This is a genomic window from Aeromonas caviae (genome assembly GCF_000819785.1).
GTDB classification, from domain to species: domain Bacteria; phylum Pseudomonadota; class Gammaproteobacteria; order Enterobacterales; family Aeromonadaceae; genus Aeromonas; species Aeromonas caviae.
On record NZ_CDBK01000034.1, the window covers coordinates 1 to 18,923 of the forward strand.

Genomic DNA, 18,923 nt, shown 5'->3' on the forward strand with positions numbered 1-18,923 from the left:
ATTCAAATTGTTAAAGAGCGACGCAGCTTTTGGCTGCTGCGGGAGTGGCATTCTACTCAACCGCCTTCTCGAGTCAAGCCTTATTTTCAAAGGCTTTTCGAGGCTACCGACCGGCTTGTTTGCGTTACCGCTTGCCCTGTCGATGGAGGCGCATTATAGGGAGCGAATTCGTTCTGGCAAGGAGATAATTGCAAAAAGATGGCTTTCATCGTTCAACCGATTACAAAGCGACCGCAGTGATGAATTAATGCACGAAAAGGATCTGCAGATTGGTATTCCGGATGCTGTATTGAGGCTGGCAGGTTGGCAGATCAAGCTTGTATCGATTTGGCTTTCCCCTGCTGCACAACCATGATGATCGGCTTTCCGCCTTCGGGTAACATAGCGCCCCTTTGCGATTCTCACACTCTTGGGCTTTGGAGAGTTTAATGCCTTTTGCACTTGGCCAGCGTTGGATTAGTGATACAGAGACGGATCTGGGATTGGGGACTGTCGTTGCTGTTGAAGGACGCATGGTTACCCTGTTGTTTCCGGCTACCGGTGAAAACCGCATGTATGCCAAAGAAGAGGCGCCGGTCACCCGGGTCAGCTTCAATGTGGGCGATCAGATAGCCAGCCACGAAGACTGGACCATGACGGTCGATGAAGTGCAGGAGAAAGATGGCCTGCTTATATATGTAGGTGTTCGCACCGACAATGGTGAGCCGGTTGCCCTCAAGGAAGTGTTTCTCAACAACTTCATCAAGTTCAACAAGCCGCAGGATCGCCTGTTCGCCGGCCAGATTGACCGGATGTCCCGCTTTACCCTGCGCTACGAGGCGTTGATCAACCAGCACCAGCGTCGTCGCAACCCGACTCGCGGTCTGGCCGGTGGCCGGGTCAGCCTGATCCCGCACCAGCTCTATATCGCCCATGAAGTAGGTCACCGCTACGCCCCGCGCGTATTGCTGGCGGACGAGGTGGGCCTGGGCAAGACCATCGAAGCGGGCATGATCATTCATCAGCAGCTGCTCTCCGGCCGCGCCCATCGGGTGCTGATCCTGCTGCCCGAAACGCTCCAGCACCAGTGGCTGGTCGAGATGCTGCGCCGTTTCAACCTGCACTTCTCCCTGTTTGACGAGGAGCGCTGCATCGAGGCGTTCGCCGATGCGGAGAACCCCTTCGAGACCGAACAGCTGGTGATCTGCAGCCTCGACTTCCTGCGCAAGAAGCGTCGTCGCTTCGAACAAGTGCTGGAAGCCGAGTGGGATCTGCTGGTTGTCGACGAAGCGCACCATCTGGAGTGGAGTGAGGAGGCCCCCAGCCGCGCCTACGAAATGGTGGAAGCGCTGGCCGAACAGGTACCGGGCGTGCTGCTGCTGACCGCGACCCCTGATCAGCTGGGCCACCAGAGTCACTTTGCTCGTCTGCGCCTGCTCGACCCGGAGCGTTTCTACGACTACGACGCCTTCCTCGCCGAGGAGCAGGCCTACGGTCAGGTCGCGAGCGCAGCCCAGGAGCTGCTGGATGGCGAGACCCTGAGCAATGACGCCAAGCAAATCCTCGCCAGCCAGCTGGAAGGGCTGGACTTGAGCGATGCAGCCGCCCGTCAGCAGGCGGTCGCCAAGCTGCTGGATCAGCATGGCACCGGCCGGGTGCTGTTCCGTAACAGCCGCGCCAATATTCAGGGCTTCCCGGAGCGCCACCTCAACGTCTACCCCATGCCGCTGCCGGAGCAGTACAAGACCGCCATCAAGGTGATGGGCATGATGGGTGGCAATGGCGGCGATCTGCAGACCCGTGCCTTGCGCTACCTCTATCCCGAGAAGATCTTCCAGCAGTTCGAAGGCGACAACGCTACCTGGACCCAGTTCGACCCGCGCGTCGAATGGTTGCTGGAACTGCTGCTCTCCGCCCGTCAGCAGAAGGTGCTGGTGATCTGCTCCGAAGCAGCCACCGCCATCGCCCTGGAAGAGGCGCTGCGCACCCGTGAAGGGATCCGTGGCGCCGTGTTCCACGAAGGGATGTCGATCCTCGAGCGGGACAAGGCCTCCGCCTATTTCGCTCAAGCTGAGGGGGGCGCTCAGGTGCTGCTCTGCTCCGAGATCGGCTCAGAAGGTCGCAACTTCCAGTTTGCCAGCCATCTGGTGCTGTTCGATCTGCCACTCAACCCGGATCTGCTGGAACAGCGTATCGGCCGACTGGATCGTATCGGTCAGCAGAATACCGTCGAGATCCACGTTCCCTATCTGGAAGGGACTGCCCAGCGCGCCCTGCAGCTCTGGTATCACGATGGTCTGGATGCGTTCGAGCAGACCTGCCCGACGGCCCGCCCGGTGTTCGAAGCGGTACGTGACGAGCTGTTCGAGCTGCTGGCCGCCAACACCGGCGAGCAGGGCCCCCTCGACGCCCTGCTGGCCAAGACCCGCGAACTGCACGAGCCGCTCAAGGCCCGGCTGGAACAGGGTCGCGATCGCCTGCTGGAAATCCACTCCAGCGGTGGCGAGGCCGCCCAGCAGCTGGTCGAGAAGCTCGCCGCCGAAGATGACGACACCGGCATGATCTCCTTCGCCCTCAAGATGTTCGACGAGATCGGCGTCAACCAGGATGATCATGGTGAAAATGCGCTGGTGCTGACTCCCGGGGATCACATGCTGGTGCCGAGCTTCCCTGGCCTGCCGCAAGACGGCATGACCATCACCTTCGATCGCAACACCGCCCTGTCGCGGGATGACATGGCGCTGCTCTCCTGGGATCACCCCATGATGCGTGGCGGCATCGACCTGATCCTGGGTTCCGAGATCGGTGCCACCTCGGTGGCACTGCTCAAGAACAAGGCGCTGCCGGTGGGGTCCATCCTGCTGGAGCTGATCTTCGTCGCCGAGTCTGCGGCCCATCCCCAGCTCTACCGTTTCATGCCGCCGACGCCGATCCGTCTGCTGATGGACAAGAACGGCCAGAATCTGGGAGAGAAGGTGGCATTCGATGCCTTCAACCGCCAGCTGACACCGGTCAACCGCCACCTTGGCAGCAAGCTGGTCACCGCATCCCAGCCGGTGATCCACGGCCTGATTGGCAAGGGCGAGGTCATTGCCAACGAACTGAAAGCCGGGATTGTCGACAAAGCCCGCGCCCAGATGGCGCAGACCCTGCAGCAGGATCTGGACAGGCTGGAAGCGCTCAAGGCGGTCAACCCGAATGTGCGCGACAGCGAGCTGGAATATCTGCGCAATCTGCAGGCAGAATTGCACCACCTGATCGACCAGACCCAGCTCAAGCTGGATGCCATCCGCTTTATTGTGGTTACCCATAACTGATAAAACGGTGAAATGGCCAAACCCAACGCGAGTTGGCTGCCATGCACTTTTATCGTGGTAATCCATAACTAATGGGGGCTTGCCCCCGCTTTGACCAAAGATGCGAGACGCTATGTTTGTATACTCACCGCCCCTGGAACCCTGGCTCGATATCCTGTTCAAGGACAAGGACATCATGGTGGTCAACAAGCCCACTGGCCTGCTGAGCGTCCCCGGACGCGGCCCCGAGAATGAAGACAGCGTGCTCCATCGGGTCAAGCAGCAGCACCCCAAAGCGGCGGCTGCCCATCGCCTCGACATGGCGACCACCGGCGTGCTGGTGATCCCGCTCACCCCCAACTCCCACCGGGAGCTGAGCCGGCAATTCCGAGAGCGTGAGACCGAGAAGCACTACCTCGCCTGGGTGTGGGGTGAACCGGTGCTGGATGCGGGTGAAGTGGATCTGCCGCTCTGCGTCGACTGGCCCAACCGGCCGAAGCAGAAGGTGGATTTTGAGGAGGGGCGTCATGCCCTGACCCTGTGGCAGAAGCTGAAGGTGGAGAACGGCAACAGCCTGATCAAGCTGACCCCGATTACCGGTCGCTCCCATCAGTTGCGGGTACACATGCTGGAGCTGGGTCACCCCATCCTCGGCGACAACCTCTACGCCAACCCGGATGCGCTGACGGCTGCACCGCACCTTTATCTTCATGCGGCCAGCCTGACCATCAGCCACCCCCGCAGCGGCGAGCGGATGACCTTCGAGGCACCGGCCCCTTTCCCGGTCTGAGCCTGACAGGTAACAACCAAATAAAAAGAAAGCCCCCATCGAGAGATGGGGGCTTTTTTATCGCTCAGACGCGGATATCGATCTTGCTTCCGAGGGAAGCGCTGGCCGATGTCGGCGCAGCCGGAGCGGATTGCGCTGCTGTTTCCAGCAGTTTCAGTGCGGATTCGCCTTCCTGGGTCTGCTGCTTTTTGGCCAGGCTGGCCACCATCAGTGCAGAACCGAACGACGCATTTGCAGAACTAGAAATATCCATTGTGTACCTCCTGCCAAGAGACTATCGGCCGGGCCCGGTGAGACATGAGCCATATCGTTCAACGCAGATATGCCTTGTCCGGCGAGCGCCGGGCCAACCAGCGCTCTTCCATCTCCAGCAATGTCTGATAGGCCTTTTCGGCATGCTCCGGGCGACTGAACAGATATCCCTGCCCATACAGATGTATGTCGGTCAATGAACGCAGCACATCGAGCTGCCCCTGGGTCTCGATCCCTTCACATACCAGTTTCTTGCCAAGCATGGAGCCCATACGGCAGATGTTGGCGACCAGTTCGGCCGCCTCGATGGAGGTGTCGATACCCTGAATGAAGGACCTGTCTATCTTCACCTTGCTCACCGGCAGCTTCTGCAGATAGCTGAGGGAGGAGTAGCCGGTGCCGAAGTCGTCAAGGGCCAGATGCACACCCTGCTGGCTGAGATCCTGCATCAACTGCAGCGAGTTCTTGACCTCGCGCATGGTGGTGTCTTCCGTCACCTCCAGCACCAGGCTGGACGCGGGAATATGGTGCTCCATCAGCGCTCTGGCCACCAGCTTCAAGAGGTTGCGCTGGTACATGCCCGGGGAGATGTTCACGCACATCTGCAAGTCCACCAAACCCAGGTGCTGCCACTGATGAAGTTGCTCACATGCGGTATTCAATACCCAGCCACCCAGTTTCTCAGCCAGCTGAAACTCTTCCGCCACCTGGATCACCTCGTTGGGGGGAATAAAGCCAAGCTCGGGATGGCGCCAGCGCAGCAGCGCCTCCACAGCTTCACAGCGGCCACTTTCCAAATTGACGATGGGCTGGTAATAGAGCTCGAGCGCATTGTGCTCCAGCGCCATCACCATGTCAGACGCAAGATGCTTGCGCCTGGCCGTCTCGTTGAGCAGGGAACTGTCATAGATGACATAGGGAACATGGGTCTTGCGGCTGTGAGAGAGGGCCTGCTCCGCCCGGCTGAGCAACTCCTGGGTCTGGTTGCTGTCGGTCGGGAAGAAGGCGATACCGATACCGACCTCAAGCCGGAAAGGGTAGTTGTCGATGATGATGTCTTGCTTGATGGAGTGGAGCACTCTGGCCACGAGCTCCCTGACCTGACGAAGATCGCTCCCCTCCCGTTGCAGCATGGCAAGCTGATCTCCCCCCAAACGCGCCACCCACTCCCCGTTTTCGCACAGGGCGCGCAGCCGCTTTGCCACCTCCTGCAGCAGGAGGTCCCCTGTGTTGTAGCCAAACTTGCTGTTGATATCGCGAAAGTCGTTGATGTCGACCAGCACCAGTCCGAAGGAGGTGTCACGGGTGACATAGGCATCCATCTTTTCCAGCAGCGCCAGCCGGTTGGCGAGCCCGGTGAGGGGATCGATCCTAGCGGTCCTGAAATGGCGCCTGGCTTCTCGCACCAGCAGGCCGCTGAGCAGAATGACGGACACCACCAGCCCCGACACCATGAACAGCAGGGCATTGCGCAACTGGCCAAAACGCGCGTCGTTGCCCGTATAGACGTTGATGTTGTTCTGCATGACGGAAGCAAGAGAGTAAGAGAGGGGTTCCTGCAAGGGCGCCAGTGTCATCATGACTTGCTGGTAATCCGGCGTCCCCGGTTTGAGCCTGACCAAATCAGGCTCCAGCTTGCGAATGCTGCTTTCGGTCAGTTTCACCAGCCGCAGCGTCTTCGGATTGTCCGCGAGGCTTTTTCTCAATTGGCCGCTCAGGAGGATGGGGGTACGACTCCAGAGAATGTCATAGCGGAGCAGCAGGGCTTCCTGATCTATGCCGCCATAGTGGTAAATCTCGACGGCATTGAGAAAGCGGCCCAGCTCGAGCTGCAACTGCATCAATGCCCAGGAGACGTCATAGGTATACTTCTCCATCACCCGGGTCGCATTTTGTATCTGCACCAGGCAATAGAGGGTGCTACCCGTGAACAACAGAATGGATAGATAAAGAACGCCGAGTAAGGGCCATGCCCTGGTCTTCGCTTTCACCCAGTACTCCCGTAAACCACCGTTTTTACTGCTGAATGTCGATCGCACTCAGTTGCCAGATCATCATGTCGGTGAACTCGGAACGCCTGAGTTCGGGATGCTGATCCAGTGGCAGGATAAACCAGAGCGGCCCCTTGTCACGTACCCGCATGGTCATCCCGTCATCCTGCCAGGCCAGGATAGGATCGTATTGCTTGACCTTATCCCAGTTGATCCGGATCTGGAAACTGTTCAGGGCGGTGAGCGTGATGCTCTTGCCGTTGGCCTTCACCTCAGTCAGCACGTCCGCCAGTTTCGGCCCTACATATTTGTGCGGTTTGTCCACCCAGGGATTGCTCGTCACCACCTCATGCTGCGGCAGCGCCTGGATCATGGCCATATCGAACAGCACCTCTCCATCTGCCGGGTCGGCAGGATCCAGATTACCCGTCACCTTGAGAATGACCGGCCCCTGCGGTGTCGCCTGCGCCATGCCCGGCAAGGCCAGGGAAAGGAGTAACGGGAGAAGCCCTAAGTATCGCATGTTCACCTCAGATCATTTCACTATCAACAACTTCAGCTTAGTAGCACTAAAAAAAACGGCCCGCAAAAGCGAGCCGTTTGATGACTTGACGGGATTACATCATACCCATACCGCCCATGCCACCCATATCAGGCATGGCAGGTGCATCTTTCTTCGGCAGCTCGGAGATCATGCACTCTGTGGTGATCATCAGGCCAGCGACGGACGAGGCGAACTGCAGGGCAGAACGGGTTACCTTGGTCGGGTCCAGGATACCCATGGCCAGCATGTCGCCGTACTGTTCGGTGTAGGCGTTGTAACCGTAGTTGCCTTCACCGTTCTTCACGGCATTGGCGATGACGGAGGCTTCTTCGCCGGCGTTGATGACGATTTGACGCAGCGGGGCTTCCATGGCGCGCAGGGCAACCTTGATACCGACGTTCTGGTCTTCGTTGTCACCACGCAGGGAGGCCAGCTTGGCAGCAACGCGCACCAGCGCTACACCACCACCGGCAACCACGCCTTCTTCCACGGCTGCGCGAGTGGCGTGCAGGGCATCGTCAACACGGGCTTTCTTCTCTTTCATTTCAACTTCAGTGGCAGCACCCACCTTGATCACGGCAACACCGCCGGCCAGCTTGGCCACGCGCTCTTGCAGTTTCTCACGGTCGTAATCGGAAGAGGTCTCTTCGATCTGCTGACGGATCTGGGCCACGCGGCTTTCGATCAGGGCAGCATCGCCCACGCCATCGATGATGGTGGTGTTCTCTTTGGTGATGACGATGCGCTTGGCACGGCCCAGATCTTCCAGGGTCGCTTTTTCCAGCTCCATGCCCACTTCTTCGGAGATCACGGTACCACCGGTCAGGATGGCGATATCCTGCAGCATGGCCTTGCGGCGATCACCGAAGCCCGGCGCCTTGACGGCGGCCACTTTCACGATGCCACGCATGGTGTTGACCACCAGGGTCGCCAGCGCTTCGCCTTCCACGTCTTCGGCCACGATGATCAGCGGTTTGCCCGCCTTGGCCACACCTTCCAGCACCGGCAGCATTTCGCGGATGTTGGAGACTTTCTTGTCCACCAGCAGGATGAAGGGGTCATCCAGCTCGACGGAGCCGGTTTCCGGCTTGTTCACGAAGTAAGGGGAGAGGTAGCCGCGGTCGAACTGCATGCCTTCTACCACCGCCAGCTCGTCGTCCAGGCCCTGACCGTCTTCCACGGTGATGACGCCGTCACGGCCGACCTTGTCCATGGCTTCGGCAATCAGCTTGCCGACCTTCTCGTCGGAGTTGGCGGAGATGGTGCCTACCTGGGCAATGGCATTGTTGTCGGCACAGGGAGTGGACAGTGCTTGCAGCTCGGCAACGGCAGCCACAACGGCCTTGTCGATACCACGCTTCAGATCCATGGGATTCATGCCGGCGGCAACGGCCTTCAGGCCTTCGTTGACGATGGCTTGAGCCAGTACGGTGGCAGTGGTGGTACCGTCACCGGCGGCGTCATTGGCCTTGGAAGCGACTTCCTTGACCATCTGGGCACCCATGTTCTGGAACTTGTCTTCCAGCTCGATTTCACGGGCAACGGAGACGCCATCCTTGGTGATGGTCGGGGCGCCGAAGGACTTGTCCAGTACCACGTTGCGGCCTTTCGGGCCCAGGGTCACCTTGACGGCATCGGCCAGGATGTTGACGCCTTCCAGCATTTTGATGCGAGCTTCGTTGCCAAACTTAACTTCTTTAGCTGCCATGTTCTTCAATCCTTAAATCAATTCGGGAAAAGAGGGAGGGTGATTACTCTTCGACAATCGCCAGGATGTCGGTTTCGGACAGGATCAGTACGTCCTGGCCATCCAGCTTTTCGGTCTTCACGCCGTAGCCTTCGTTGAAGATCACCTTGTCACCCACCTTGACGGCCAGTGCTTTGACATCCCCATTGTCCAGAATTCGACCAGTCCCCACGGCAAGAACTTCACCACGGGTGGACTTCTGGGCCGCAGTGCCAGTCAAGACGATGCCGCCAGCGGATTTGGCTTCAGCTTCGATGCGCTTGATGATGACGCGGTCGTGCAGTGGACGAATTTTCATCGATAACTCTCCCAAAATGAGTCTCTGTGTTGCTTGAGGAATGGCCGCAATCGGCCAAATTTGTCATGCCCCTGATCTGGGGCAACAGGGCTAGCCCTTCAAGGGCAAATACAAAAAAAATATTTTCACGTACTATGAACACCTTCGATGGATCACCCATCCCCAATCAGGAAGGCGGATGGAGACGGCCAGCATTCAGGCCCAAAGCACCTAGAGACTCTGCCTTGAGCCGACCCAATCCCATGCTGACCGCTCCCATGACGCCCATGCTGCTGCGCATGACGGGCCCCATGATCCTGGGCATCATCGCCATCCTGGCCTTCAACCTGGTCGATACCTTCTTCATCGGCATGCTGGGTACCCAGGCGCTGGCCGCCATCAGTTTTACCTTCCCGGTCACCTTTGTCGTCACCTCCCTGACCATGGGGCTGGGAGCGGGCCTGTGCGCCCTGCTCGGTCATGCCCTGGGGCAGGGTCGCCATGACGAGGCAGCCCGCATCACCACAGACTGCCTGTTCCTTGCCGTCATCCTGGTGAGTCTGCTCGCCGGGCTGGGGGCAATGACCATTACCCCTCTGTTCACCCTGCTGGGGGCCAGCGCCGAGCTCATCTCCCTCATCCACGACTACATGCTCATCTGGTATCTGACCGTCCCCATGCTGGTCGTGCCCATGGTCGGTAATGCGGCCATCCGGACGACGGGGGATACCAAAACCCCCAGTCTGGTGATGGGGGTCGCCGGTCTGGTCAACGGCGTGCTGGATCCTCTGCTCATCTTCGGGCCGGGCCCCTTCCCCGAGTGGGGCATTCGGGGAGCCGCCATCGCCACTTCCCTCTCCTGGTTGATGGCCATGCTGGTCAGCCTCCATCTGCTGCACAAGCGGGAGACGCTGCTGACCTGGCGCCTCTCCCCGCGCCCGCAGTTGCTGGCCCACTGGCGCGCCCTGCTCCATGTGGCGGTGCCCGCATCGTTTACCAACATGCTCAACCCACTGGCCAACGCCGTGTTGATGATCATTTTCGCCGGGCTGGGAACCGAGGTGGTCGCCGCCTACGGCGCGGCATCCCGGGTCGAGGCCTTGCTGCTCATCGTGATGATGGCGCTCTCCTCCGTGCTGGCCCCCTTCATCTCGCAGAACTGCGGCGCCGGGAATCCGGCCCGAGCCAAGGCAGCCCTGCTGCTCTGCATGCGCTTTGCCCTGATATTCCAGCTTGGGGTCTACGCGCTGACCTGGCTTCTCGCCCCCTTCATCGCCGATCTGTTCAGCGATCATCCGCAAGTGGTGCGCCTCATCGTGCTCTATCTGCATCTGGTCCCCATCGGCTACGGCTTTCAGGGCATGGTGATGCTGCTGGCCTCGGCCCTCAACGGCGTCAGGGCATCGGCGGTGTCACTGCTGATAAACGGCATCAGGCTGTTTGTCTTCTTGCTGCCAGGGGCCTGGCTGGGGGCAAAACTGGGGGGAGAACAGGGGATCTATCTGGGGATGCTGCTGGCGAACCTGGCCGCCGGATTGCTGGCATGGGGGTATGCCCGCCACAGATTCGAGCGGCTGTGCCATCAGGGGAGATCCTGACAGCACAGCCCGAGGCTCGCGATTACTCTTTGCGTTCGAACTCCCCTTCGATGGTGTTGCCACCCGCTCGCGGGGATTGTCCGGGCCTGTCATCGCCGGGACCCGGCTCGAACGGCTGCTGGCGAGCCTGGAAGCCCCCCATCTGCATCCTGAACTGATTGCTGCCAATCAGCTTGTCGGCCAGCATGTTGCGCAGCCAGGGCTGCAGCAGCAGGATGCCGACAATATCGCTCACAAATCCCGGGATAATCAGCAGCAAGCCCGCCAGCGCCAGCATCATGCCACCCATCACCTCGCGGCCGGGCATCTCCCCCAGCTGCATCTTCTGCTGGGCAGTGAGCAGGGTCTTGATCCCCTCGCTGCGCACCAGCGACGATCCCAGCACGGCAGTCAGCACCAGCAAGCCAACGGTCGGCAAGGCCCCCATCACGGAGCCCACCTTGATCATGACGGTGAGCTCCAGCAATACCAGCCCGACCAACAACAGTAACAACTTGCCCATAGCAACCTCGGAGCGATGAATGAATGGACCCGGGGTGTCCGGTCGGCAGCCGCACAACGCTGATGCTGATGCGCCGGGTTCAGGTCTTCTGACATTAACATGGGGCTGGTTGATCATTTTTCAAGCCTCTCCTGCCGCAGGCCCCGGAATACGGATAAATATTTGTCCGCCCAACTGGGATTGAGGTGGTTGTTCTGTCAAAGTTAATCGCCCGATTGCAATATCTGTTTAATGACCACAAGAAATTTGAGGTTGCCTCAAATTTAGTGATCTAGGTCTAATACCGGATACCTCAATTGGGGTAACATCAACACCAGTCATTGCACAGGGAGCAACTGGCTCCCAACTGCCCCACCCGATGTGTGGTGCTTCAGGATGAAATGTGCGTAGGGAAATCGCGACCACTCGGTGAGGATCGTTTCCATTTATTTGATTTCTGAGGCATAACAATGAGCGACATCAAGAACGTCCGCATTGAAGAAGACCTGCTGGGCACCAAAGAAGTTTCCAACGACCTCTACTACGGCGTGCACACCCTGCGCGCTGTTGAAAACTTCAAGATCAGCACTCAGAAGATTTCTGACGTTCCCGAGTTTGTTCGTGGCATGGTCCTGACCAAGAAGGCGGCTGCACTGGCCAACGGTGAACTGGGCACCATCCGTCCTGAGATCGCAGACAAGATTGTCGAAGCCTGCGACCTGATGCTGAACACCGGCAAGTGCTTCGATCAGTTCCCGGTCGATGTCTATCAGGGCGGCGCCGGTACCTCCGTCAACATGAACACCAACGAAGTGCTGGCCAACATCGCCCTCGAGCTGATGGGACTTGAAAAGGGTCGCTACGACGTCATCAACCCCAACGATCACGTCAACAAGTGCCAGTCCACCAACGATGCCTACCCCACCGGTTTCCGCGTGGCCGTGGTCAACAGCACCGACACCACCCTGCACGCTCTGGAAGCCCTCATCGCCGCCTTCGATGTCAAAGCCAAGGAATTCAAACATATCCTGAAAATGGGCCGTACCCAGTTGCAAGACGCGGTGCCCATGACCCTGGGTCAGGAGTTCCACGCCTTCGCCGTCACCCTGCGTGAAGAGATCAAATCCATCAAGCGTTGCCAGGAGCTGCTGCTGGAAGTGAACCTGGGCGCCACCGCCATCGGTACCGGTCTGAACACTCCGCCCGAGTACTCCGGTCTTGCCATCAAGCGTCTGGCCGAGATCACCGGTCGTGCCTACGTGCCGGCAGAGGACCTCATCGAAGCGACCTCCGACTGCGGCGCCTATGTGATGCTGCACGGTGCGGTCAAGCGCCTGGCCATGAAGCTCTCCAAGATCTGTAATGACCTGCGTCTGCTCTCCTCCGGCCCGCGCACTGCGCTCAAAGAGATCAACCTGCCGGAAATGCAGGCTGGCTCCTCCATCATGCCGGCCAAGGTCAACCCGGTCATTCCGGAAGTGGTCAACCAGTCCTGCTTCAAGGTATTCGGCAACGACGTCACCATCACCTTCGCCGCCGAGGCCGGTCAGCTGCAGCTGAACGTCATGGAGCCGGTGATCGGTCAGGCCATGTTCGAATCCCTGAGCCTGATGGAAAAAGCCTGCATCTCCCTGCGCGAGAAGTGCGTGGAAGGCATCACCGCCAACCCGGACATCTGCATGAACCACGTGCTGAACTCCATCGGCATCGTGACCTACCTGAACCCCTTCATCGGTCACCATGAAGGCGACATCGTCGGCAAGATCTGTGCCCAGACCGGCAAGAACGTCCGCGAAGTCGTGCTGGAACGCGGCCTGCTGACCGCCGAACAGCTGGACGAGATCCTCTCCATCGAGAACCTGATGAACCCGCAATACAAAGCCAAGCGTTACACCCGCGAAGCCACCGTATAAGCGAACAGATGGGCCGGGGTTATCCCGGCCCATTTAAAGTCAATTCCCGAGCGGTCTCCCCACAGCCCCATCGGGAATTGGCTTTTCAGCCTAATAAAACCTAAAAAAACTGGAAAATGGAGTGTTCGCTATGATTGGAATCGAGTTACTTGTCGTGCTCGCCGCTATCTATCTGGGGGCCCGGATAGGCAGCATCGGTATCGGCTTTGCCGGTGGTCTGGGGGTCTTGGTACTGACCTGGGGGCTGGGCATGCCCATCCCGAGCGATCAGCTGGTGACCTATCTCCCGTGGGACGTGATCATGATCATCGCGTCCGTCATCTGCGCCATCGCCTGTATGCAGCTGGCTGGCGGGATGGATTATCTGGTGCACCTGGCCGAAAAAGCCCTGCGCAAGAATCCCAAGCACATCACCTTCGCCGCGCCGGTCGTCACCTACCTGATGACCATGCTGGCCGGTACCGGTCACACCGCCTTCTCCACCCTGCCGGTGATCGCCGAAGTGGCCAAGGAGCAGGGCATTCGCCCCTCCCGTCCGCTCTCCATCGCGGTCGTTGCCTCCCAGATTGCCATCACCGCCTCCCCCATCTCGGCGGCCGTGGTCGCCTTCTCCGGTATGCTGGAGCCGCTTGGCGTCGACTACCTGACCCTGCTGGCCATCTGCATCCCGTCCAGCTTCATCGCCTGTTTGCTGGGGGCCTTCATCGCCAACCTGCTGGGCAAGCCGCTGGATCAGGACGAAGTCTATCTGGAGCGCAAAGCCAAGGGACTCATCAAGCTGCGCGGTACCAGCCAAGTTGAAATCAAGCCTTATGCCAAGCTCTCCGTCGGCATCTTCGTCGCCTCCATCGTGGCCGTGATGGCCTATGCCACCGCCATCTCCGGCAACGTGGGCCTCATCAGCAATCCGCCGATCCCCCGCGATGGCGCCATCATGGGCATCATGCTCTCCGCCGCCACCCTGATGGTACTGTTCTGCAAACTGGACGCGGCCCAGATCACCAACATGCCGACCTTCAAGTCCGGTATGTCCGCCTGTATCTGCGTGCTGGGCGTAGCCTGGCTGGGCAACGTCTTCGTGAAGGGCAACATGGTCGAGATCCAGGCGTTCGCGGGCGATCTGCTGAGCCAATACAGCTGGCTGCTGGCCGTGGTGCTGTTCTTCTCCTCCATGCTGCTCTACTCGCAAGGTGCCACCACCAAGGCCCTGATGCCTGCCGCCCTGGCACTGGGTGTCAGCCCGCTGGCGGCCATCGCCTCCTTCGCCGCCGTGAGCGCCCTGTTCGTGCTGCCGACCTACCCGACCCTGCTGGCCGCGGTCGAGATGGACGACACCGGCTCCACCCGCATCGGCAAGGCCGTGTTCAACCACCCCTTCTTCATCCCGGGTGTGGCCACCATCGCCATGGCAGTGGCGCTCGGCTTCTTCTTCGGTGGTCTCATCCTCTGACCGGTGAACCACCCCATGCAAAACGGCCCGAACGGGCCGTTTTTTTATGCCCGGCCACCGCCGGGCGCCCATGAAAAAGCCGCTCCCGGGAGCGGCTTTCGTCATCCTGGCGGCATCCTCAGACCGTGGTCTGGCGGGTACCGAAATAGTCAGCCAGGAAGTCGTCGAACGACAGGCTGTCACTGCGTTCCCGCTCCCGCTGCTTGGCCAGGGAGTCCCGCGCCTCGCCAGCAAAGTAGGCCTCGTCCCAGTATTGCAGCTCGCCGGCCAGCATCTCTTCCCGGTAGCGGCTCGCCAGCGCATCGCCGAAGCAGCCGTTGTCCTGGCCGCTTGAAAGCAACTGCTTGAGCAGGCGGGCGGAGTAGGTCTGCTCGGGGTCGAGCAGCTTCTCGCGATGCATCGCCAGCGTCTCCCGGTAGCGATTGCGACCACAGCAGCGATCCAGCAGCGCAGCGACCTCGGCCAGCTCGTCGAACAGCTTGAGGCCGTACTCCTTGAGGCCGATGGCATTGCCCTGCTCATCTTCAAGCGTCAGGCCGGGGCGACGCCCCTCCAGCACCACCTTGTTCTGGTTGCGGCGGTTGCGGGCAACCTCGTCATCCAAGAGCACGGGGGACGGGCGCAACAGGCACCAGACCAGGAAGAGATCGAAGAAGCGGATCTGATCCACCTCGATACCGAACGGGGTGAAAGGATTGACGTCTACCGTGCGCAGCTCGATGTATTCGATGCCGCGCTGCTCCAGCGCATCCGAGGGCTTCTCGCCGCTGCGGGGGGTGCGCTTGGGGCGGATCGGCGCGTAGAGCTCGTTCTCCAGCTGCAGCACGTTGTCGTTGAGCTGGCGGTACTCGCCGTTCACCTTGACCCCTATCCTGGCGAAGTCGGGATCATGGGTGTTGATGGCCCGGCGCAGGCTGCTCACATAGGCGGGCAGGCTGTCATGACTGATCTTGAGCCCCGCCTGGGCGCTGTTGGTGTAACCGAGATCGGACAGGCGCAGAGCCGTGGCATAGGGCAGGTAAAGGGTGCCCTTGCCGGTCTTCTGGAACGGCAGGCTGCTCTTGCGCCCCTTGAGGAAGGAGTCGCAGATGGCCGGAGACGCGCCGAACAGATAGGGCACCAGCCAGCCGAAGCGGTAGACGTTGCGAATAAGCCCCATGTACTTGTCGGAGATGAAGCGCTGGCTGCAGCAGCCTTCTCCCACCAGATCCTGCCACTCGCACCAGAAGCTGTCCGGCATGGAGAAGTTGAAGTGCACCCCGGCGATCACCTGCATCAGGCTGCCGTAGCGGTTCTTCAGCCCCTGGCGATAGAGGGTCTTCATCCGCCCGATGTTGGAACTGCCGTACTGGGCCAAGCGGATGCTCTCCTCGTCACCGACGAAGCAGGGCATGGAGAGGGGCCAGATCCGCTCCTCTCCCAGATGATGAATGGTGTGGCGGTGAATGTCGCCGAGCTGCTCGATCAGGCTCTCGATGGAGTCGGTGGCCGGCGTGATGAACTCCAGCAGGCTCTCGGAGTAATCGGTAGTGATGTTGGCATGGGTCAGGGCCGACCCCAGGCTTCTGGGGTGATCGGTCTGGGCCAGGGTCCCTTCGGGGGTGATGCGCAGACATTCGCGCTCGATCCCGCGCCGGATCCCCTTGAGGGCGGTCACCCGTTCCGGGGTGCCCAGCGCAGCCAGCAACTCGGTGAGCGACAAGCTAGTAGTAGTCATATTCACGGCTCATGTGTGGCCGCCCCACCCGGGGCGGCACTTATTGTTGCGACGCCCCTCAGGGCAGTTGCAGTGGATAGATGGGAAGATGAAGCTCGCTCAGGGGTTTTTCAAGCTTTTGCTTGTCTCCCACCACCACAATCACCATCTCGGCCGGATCCAGCCAGCGGGCTGCACTGGCCTTCAGCGTCTCGGGTGACACCGTTTTGATCAGGTTGTTCTGGGCCTGCACATAGTCCGGCTTCAGGTCGTACATGATCATCTGCAGCAGGAAGCCAGCCTTCTGCCCCAGGGTCTCGTAGGAGAGCGCATCCTGCTGGGAGACGGCGCTGCGCATGTAGGCCAGCTCCACCGGGGTCGGCCCGCTCTTGCGGTAGCCGTCCATCTCCTTGAGGAACTGGCGGATGGCATCCACGGTCGCATCGGTGCGCACATTGGCGCCGGTCGCGAAGACACCCGCCTCGCGGTTGGCCTGGAAGCCCGAGCTGGCACCATAGGTGTAGCCCTTGTCTTCCCGCAGGTTGAGGTTGATGCGGCTGTTGAAGTTGCCACCCAGGTTGAAGTTCATCAGGTTGGCGATGAAATAGTCTCCCGTGGTGTCAAACGGCATGGCGCGACGGCCGATACGGATCACCGACTGGGGGGCCCCTGGCTTGTCCACCAGATAGATGCCTGGCTTGGCCTGCTCTCCCCCGGGCTTGAGATCCCCCAGGGTCGGGGCGGCCCCCTGCCACTGGGTCAGGAAGGCGAGACCGGATTCCACCTGCTGGGCGGTCACATCACCTGTCACCACCACCTTGGCATTGGTCGGATTGTAATAGGCCTCATAGAAGCGCTTCACATCCGCCAGGGTCAGCTTCTCCACGTCCGCCAGCACCCCGTCAGAGGGTTGGCCGAGGCGGTTCTGCTTGCCATAGACCAGTTCGCGGAACGCCTGACCCGCCAGCCACTCGGGTTGCTGCTCGCTCTGTTTCATGCCTTGCAGCATCTGGGTCTTGAGCCGCTCGAAGTCCGCTTCCCGCAGGCCGGGTTGCAGCAGCACTTCCCGCACCAGCGCCAGGGTTTCGGGCAACTTGTCCGCCAGACTGCTGATGGTGATGAGGTTGTTGTACTGGGCGCTGGAGACGCTGATGCTGGCGCCGAGTTTTTGCAGCTCGTCGCTCAGCTCGGCCTCGGAGAGGCGCGTCGTCCCCTGCTCCAGCATGGCGGCGGTGAGGCTGGCCAGCCCCAGCTCTCCCTTGCCTTCGGCCCGGATGCCACCCGGCAGGGCGATCATGATGGAGACGGCCGGGATCTCGTCGCTGTGGGTGCCGATGATCTCGATCCCCTTGTCGAGCTTGCCACGCCAGATGGCGGGCACCTTGACACTCACCGCCTCGGCCGCCTTGGGCTGCACGCTGCGATCGAAGTCATCTTTCACCGGCCGCTCGGCCAGCACCTTGTCATGCTTGCTGTAATCCGGCAGCTCCCGCTTGGCGGGAGTGAAATTGGGCTTGGCGGCCTGCCAGTCGCTCTTGCCCTTGGGCACCACGCTCAGCACCACGGCAGGCTTGTTCTGGATGAACTTGTCGTAGGCAGCCTTGACGTCAGACCCCTTGACCCGGGCGATGGCATCCAGATTCTTGAACACATAGTCGGGATCCCGGGCCAGCACCTGCCCCATGGCAAGCTGGCTGACCTTGCCCTCGATGCTGTCGAGTCCCCAGATGGCGGACGCGCGATAGCTGCTGATGGCCTTCTCCAGATCCGCGGGCTTGATGCCGCGCTGGGCGAACTCGCCGATCACCTTGTCCACCTCGCTCTTGAGGGTCTTGAGGCTGCCATCCGCCGCCGGATTGGGGTAGGCATAGACCGTCAGGGTACAGGCAAGCTCTTCGCAGGAGTGGGAGGCACCCGCCTCGATGGCCTTGCCGGTTTTCACCAGGGACTGGTAGAGCATGGAGCTGGCAGAGCCCCCCAGCACATCGGCAAAGATGTCCAGCGCCGGCTCCTGCGGGTCACCCAGGGAGACGGTCGGGTAGCTGATATACAGGAGCGGCAGATGCACCTTGTCTTCCAGCGTCACGTAGCGGGTTGCCGGCAGGGTGGCAGGCTGGGGCGTCGGTTCTGCCACGTCCGGACCGCGCGGGATGGAACCGAAGTACTGCTCAATCCAGGCCAGCGCCTGCTTGGTATCAAAGTCGCCGCCCAGGGTCAGGGTCGCGTTGTTGGGACCATACCAGCGCAGGAAGAACTGCTTGAGGTCGTTGACGTCGACCCGGTCGAGATCCTCCACATAACCGATGGGTTGCCAGGAGTAGGGGTGGGTACGCGGATAGAGTGCCTCCCCCACCCGCTCGCCCACCAGGCCATAAGGCTGGTTGTCGATACGCTGGGCCCGTTCGTTCTTGACGGTGGCGCGCTGGATCTCGAACTTCTTCTGGCTCACCGCATCGAGCAGGAAGCCCATGCGATCCGCCTCCAGCCAGAGCACCTTCTCCAGCTGATTGGCCGGCACGGTTTCGTAGTAGTTGGTGCGGTCCTTGTTGGTGGTGCCGTTCATGTCACCGCCCGCCTCGTTGATGATCCGCATGTGCTCCTGATCACCAACGTGCTTGGAGCCCTGGAACATCATGTGCTCGAAGAAGTGGGCAAACCCCGACTTGCCCACCGTCTCCCGGGAGGAGCCGACGTGATAGGTGACATCCAGGTGCACCAGAGGGTCAGACTTGTCCGGCGCCAGGATCACGGTCAAACCGTTGTCCAGCTTGTACATCTGGTAGGGAATGCCGAGCTTGCCCTCTTGTTTGACCTGCTCGGACACCAGAGTCGGGGCCGCCAGCACGGGAAGGGAGAAGCCCAGCAGCATGCTTAATGGAATGAGTTTGTTCACGGGTACCTCGTGAGTG

14 protein-coding genes are annotated in these 18,923 nt (G+C 60.4%); 6 read left to right on the forward strand and 8 right to left on the reverse strand.

Translation table 11 applies throughout. The features are described 5' to 3' along the window. The 3 genes from BN1120_RS21460 to rluA all read left to right on the forward strand — a co-directional run. A partial coding sequence (locus tag BN1120_RS21460) for a hypothetical protein (protein ID WP_042014860.1) occupies positions 1 to 355 on the forward strand: 355 nt, incomplete at its 5' end. Between the two features lie 73 nt (positions 356 to 428). Next, the gene (gene rapA / locus BN1120_RS03995; protein ID WP_042014861.1) at positions 429 to 3,296 is read left to right on the forward strand and encodes an RNA polymerase-associated protein RapA; all 2,868 of its coding nucleotides are present in this window, start codon (positions 429 to 431) and stop codon (positions 3,294 to 3,296) included. Positions 3,297 to 3,408: 112 nt separating this feature from the next. Continuing rightward, on the forward strand, positions 3,409 to 4,065 hold the full coding sequence (rluA, locus tag BN1120_RS04000; RefSeq protein WP_042014863.1) for a bifunctional tRNA pseudouridine(32) synthase/23S rRNA pseudouridine(746) synthase RluA: 657 nt from the start codon (positions 3,409 to 3,411) through the stop codon (positions 4,063 to 4,065). Between the two features lie 64 nt (positions 4,066 to 4,129). Here the strand turns inward: rluA and BN1120_RS04005 are convergent, their stop codons facing one another. The 5 genes from BN1120_RS04005 to BN1120_RS04025 all read right to left on the reverse strand — a co-directional run bounded on the left by BN1120_RS04005 (position 4,130) and on the right by BN1120_RS04025 (position 8,897). Then, on the reverse strand, positions 4,130 to 4,318 hold the full coding sequence (locus tag BN1120_RS04005; protein WP_010673139.1) for a hypothetical protein: 189 nt from the start codon (positions 4,316 to 4,318) through the stop codon (positions 4,130 to 4,132). 58 nt (positions 4,319 to 4,376) lie between these two features. Beyond that, complete coding sequence (locus BN1120_RS04010) at positions 4,377 to 6,308, reverse strand: putative bifunctional diguanylate cyclase/phosphodiesterase (RefSeq protein ID WP_029313817.1); 1,932 nt, start codon at positions 6,306 to 6,308, stop codon at positions 4,377 to 4,379. 25 nt (positions 6,309 to 6,333) lie between these two features. Further along, complete coding sequence (locus BN1120_RS04015; protein ID WP_029313815.1) at positions 6,334 to 6,831, reverse strand: putative pterin-binding protein; 498 nt, start codon at positions 6,829 to 6,831, stop codon at positions 6,334 to 6,336. Positions 6,832 to 6,925: 94 nt separating this feature from the next. After that, on the reverse strand, positions 6,926 to 8,560 hold the full coding sequence (groL, locus tag BN1120_RS04020) for a chaperonin GroEL (protein ID WP_010673136.1): 1,635 nt from the start codon (positions 8,558 to 8,560) through the stop codon (positions 6,926 to 6,928). Between the two features lie 43 nt (positions 8,561 to 8,603). After that, positions 8,604 to 8,897 carry a co-chaperone GroES gene (locus BN1120_RS04025; protein WP_005309514.1) on the reverse strand — a complete coding sequence of 98 codons (294 nt, stop codon included), beginning with the start codon at positions 8,895 to 8,897 and terminating at the stop codon, positions 8,604 to 8,606. Positions 8,898 to 9,139: 242 nt separating this feature from the next. On the opposite strand from BN1120_RS04025, the gene BN1120_RS04030 reads away from it, so the two are divergent. After that, the gene (locus tag BN1120_RS04030; RefSeq protein WP_231959481.1) at positions 9,140 to 10,474 is read left to right on the forward strand and encodes an MATE family efflux transporter; all 1,335 of its coding nucleotides are present in this window, start codon (positions 9,140 to 9,142) and stop codon (positions 10,472 to 10,474) included. Positions 10,475 to 10,496: 22 nt separating this feature from the next. Here BN1120_RS04030 and BN1120_RS04035 read toward each other — a convergent pair whose 3' ends face one another. Continuing rightward, positions 10,497 to 10,976, reverse strand: a complete 480-nt coding sequence (locus BN1120_RS04035) for an FxsA family protein (protein ID WP_042014866.1) — start codon at positions 10,974 to 10,976, stop codon at positions 10,497 to 10,499. Between the two features lie 449 nt (positions 10,977 to 11,425). Here BN1120_RS04035 and aspA point away from each other — a divergent pair, with 449 nt between their 5' ends. Beyond that, a complete protein-coding gene (gene aspA, locus BN1120_RS04040; RefSeq protein WP_010673133.1) occupies positions 11,426 to 12,868 on the forward strand; it encodes an aspartate ammonia-lyase in 1,443 nt (480 codons plus the stop codon). Between the two features lie 130 nt (positions 12,869 to 12,998). Next, positions 12,999 to 14,318, forward strand: a complete 1,320-nt coding sequence (locus tag BN1120_RS04045; protein ID WP_010673132.1) for an anaerobic C4-dicarboxylate transporter — start codon at positions 12,999 to 13,001, stop codon at positions 14,316 to 14,318. A 118-nt stretch (positions 14,319 to 14,436) separates the two neighbouring features. On the opposite strand, the gene gshA is transcribed toward BN1120_RS04045, so the two are convergent. After that, a complete protein-coding gene (gene gshA, locus BN1120_RS04050; protein WP_042014867.1) occupies positions 14,437 to 16,035 on the reverse strand; it encodes a glutamate--cysteine ligase in 1,599 nt (532 codons plus the stop codon). 58 nt (positions 16,036 to 16,093) lie between these two features. After that, positions 16,094 to 18,907 carry a M16 family metallopeptidase gene (locus BN1120_RS04055; RefSeq protein WP_042014868.1) on the reverse strand — a complete coding sequence of 938 codons (2,814 nt, stop codon included), beginning with the start codon at positions 18,905 to 18,907 and terminating at the stop codon, positions 16,094 to 16,096. Positions 18,908 to 18,923 lie beyond the last annotated feature (16 nt).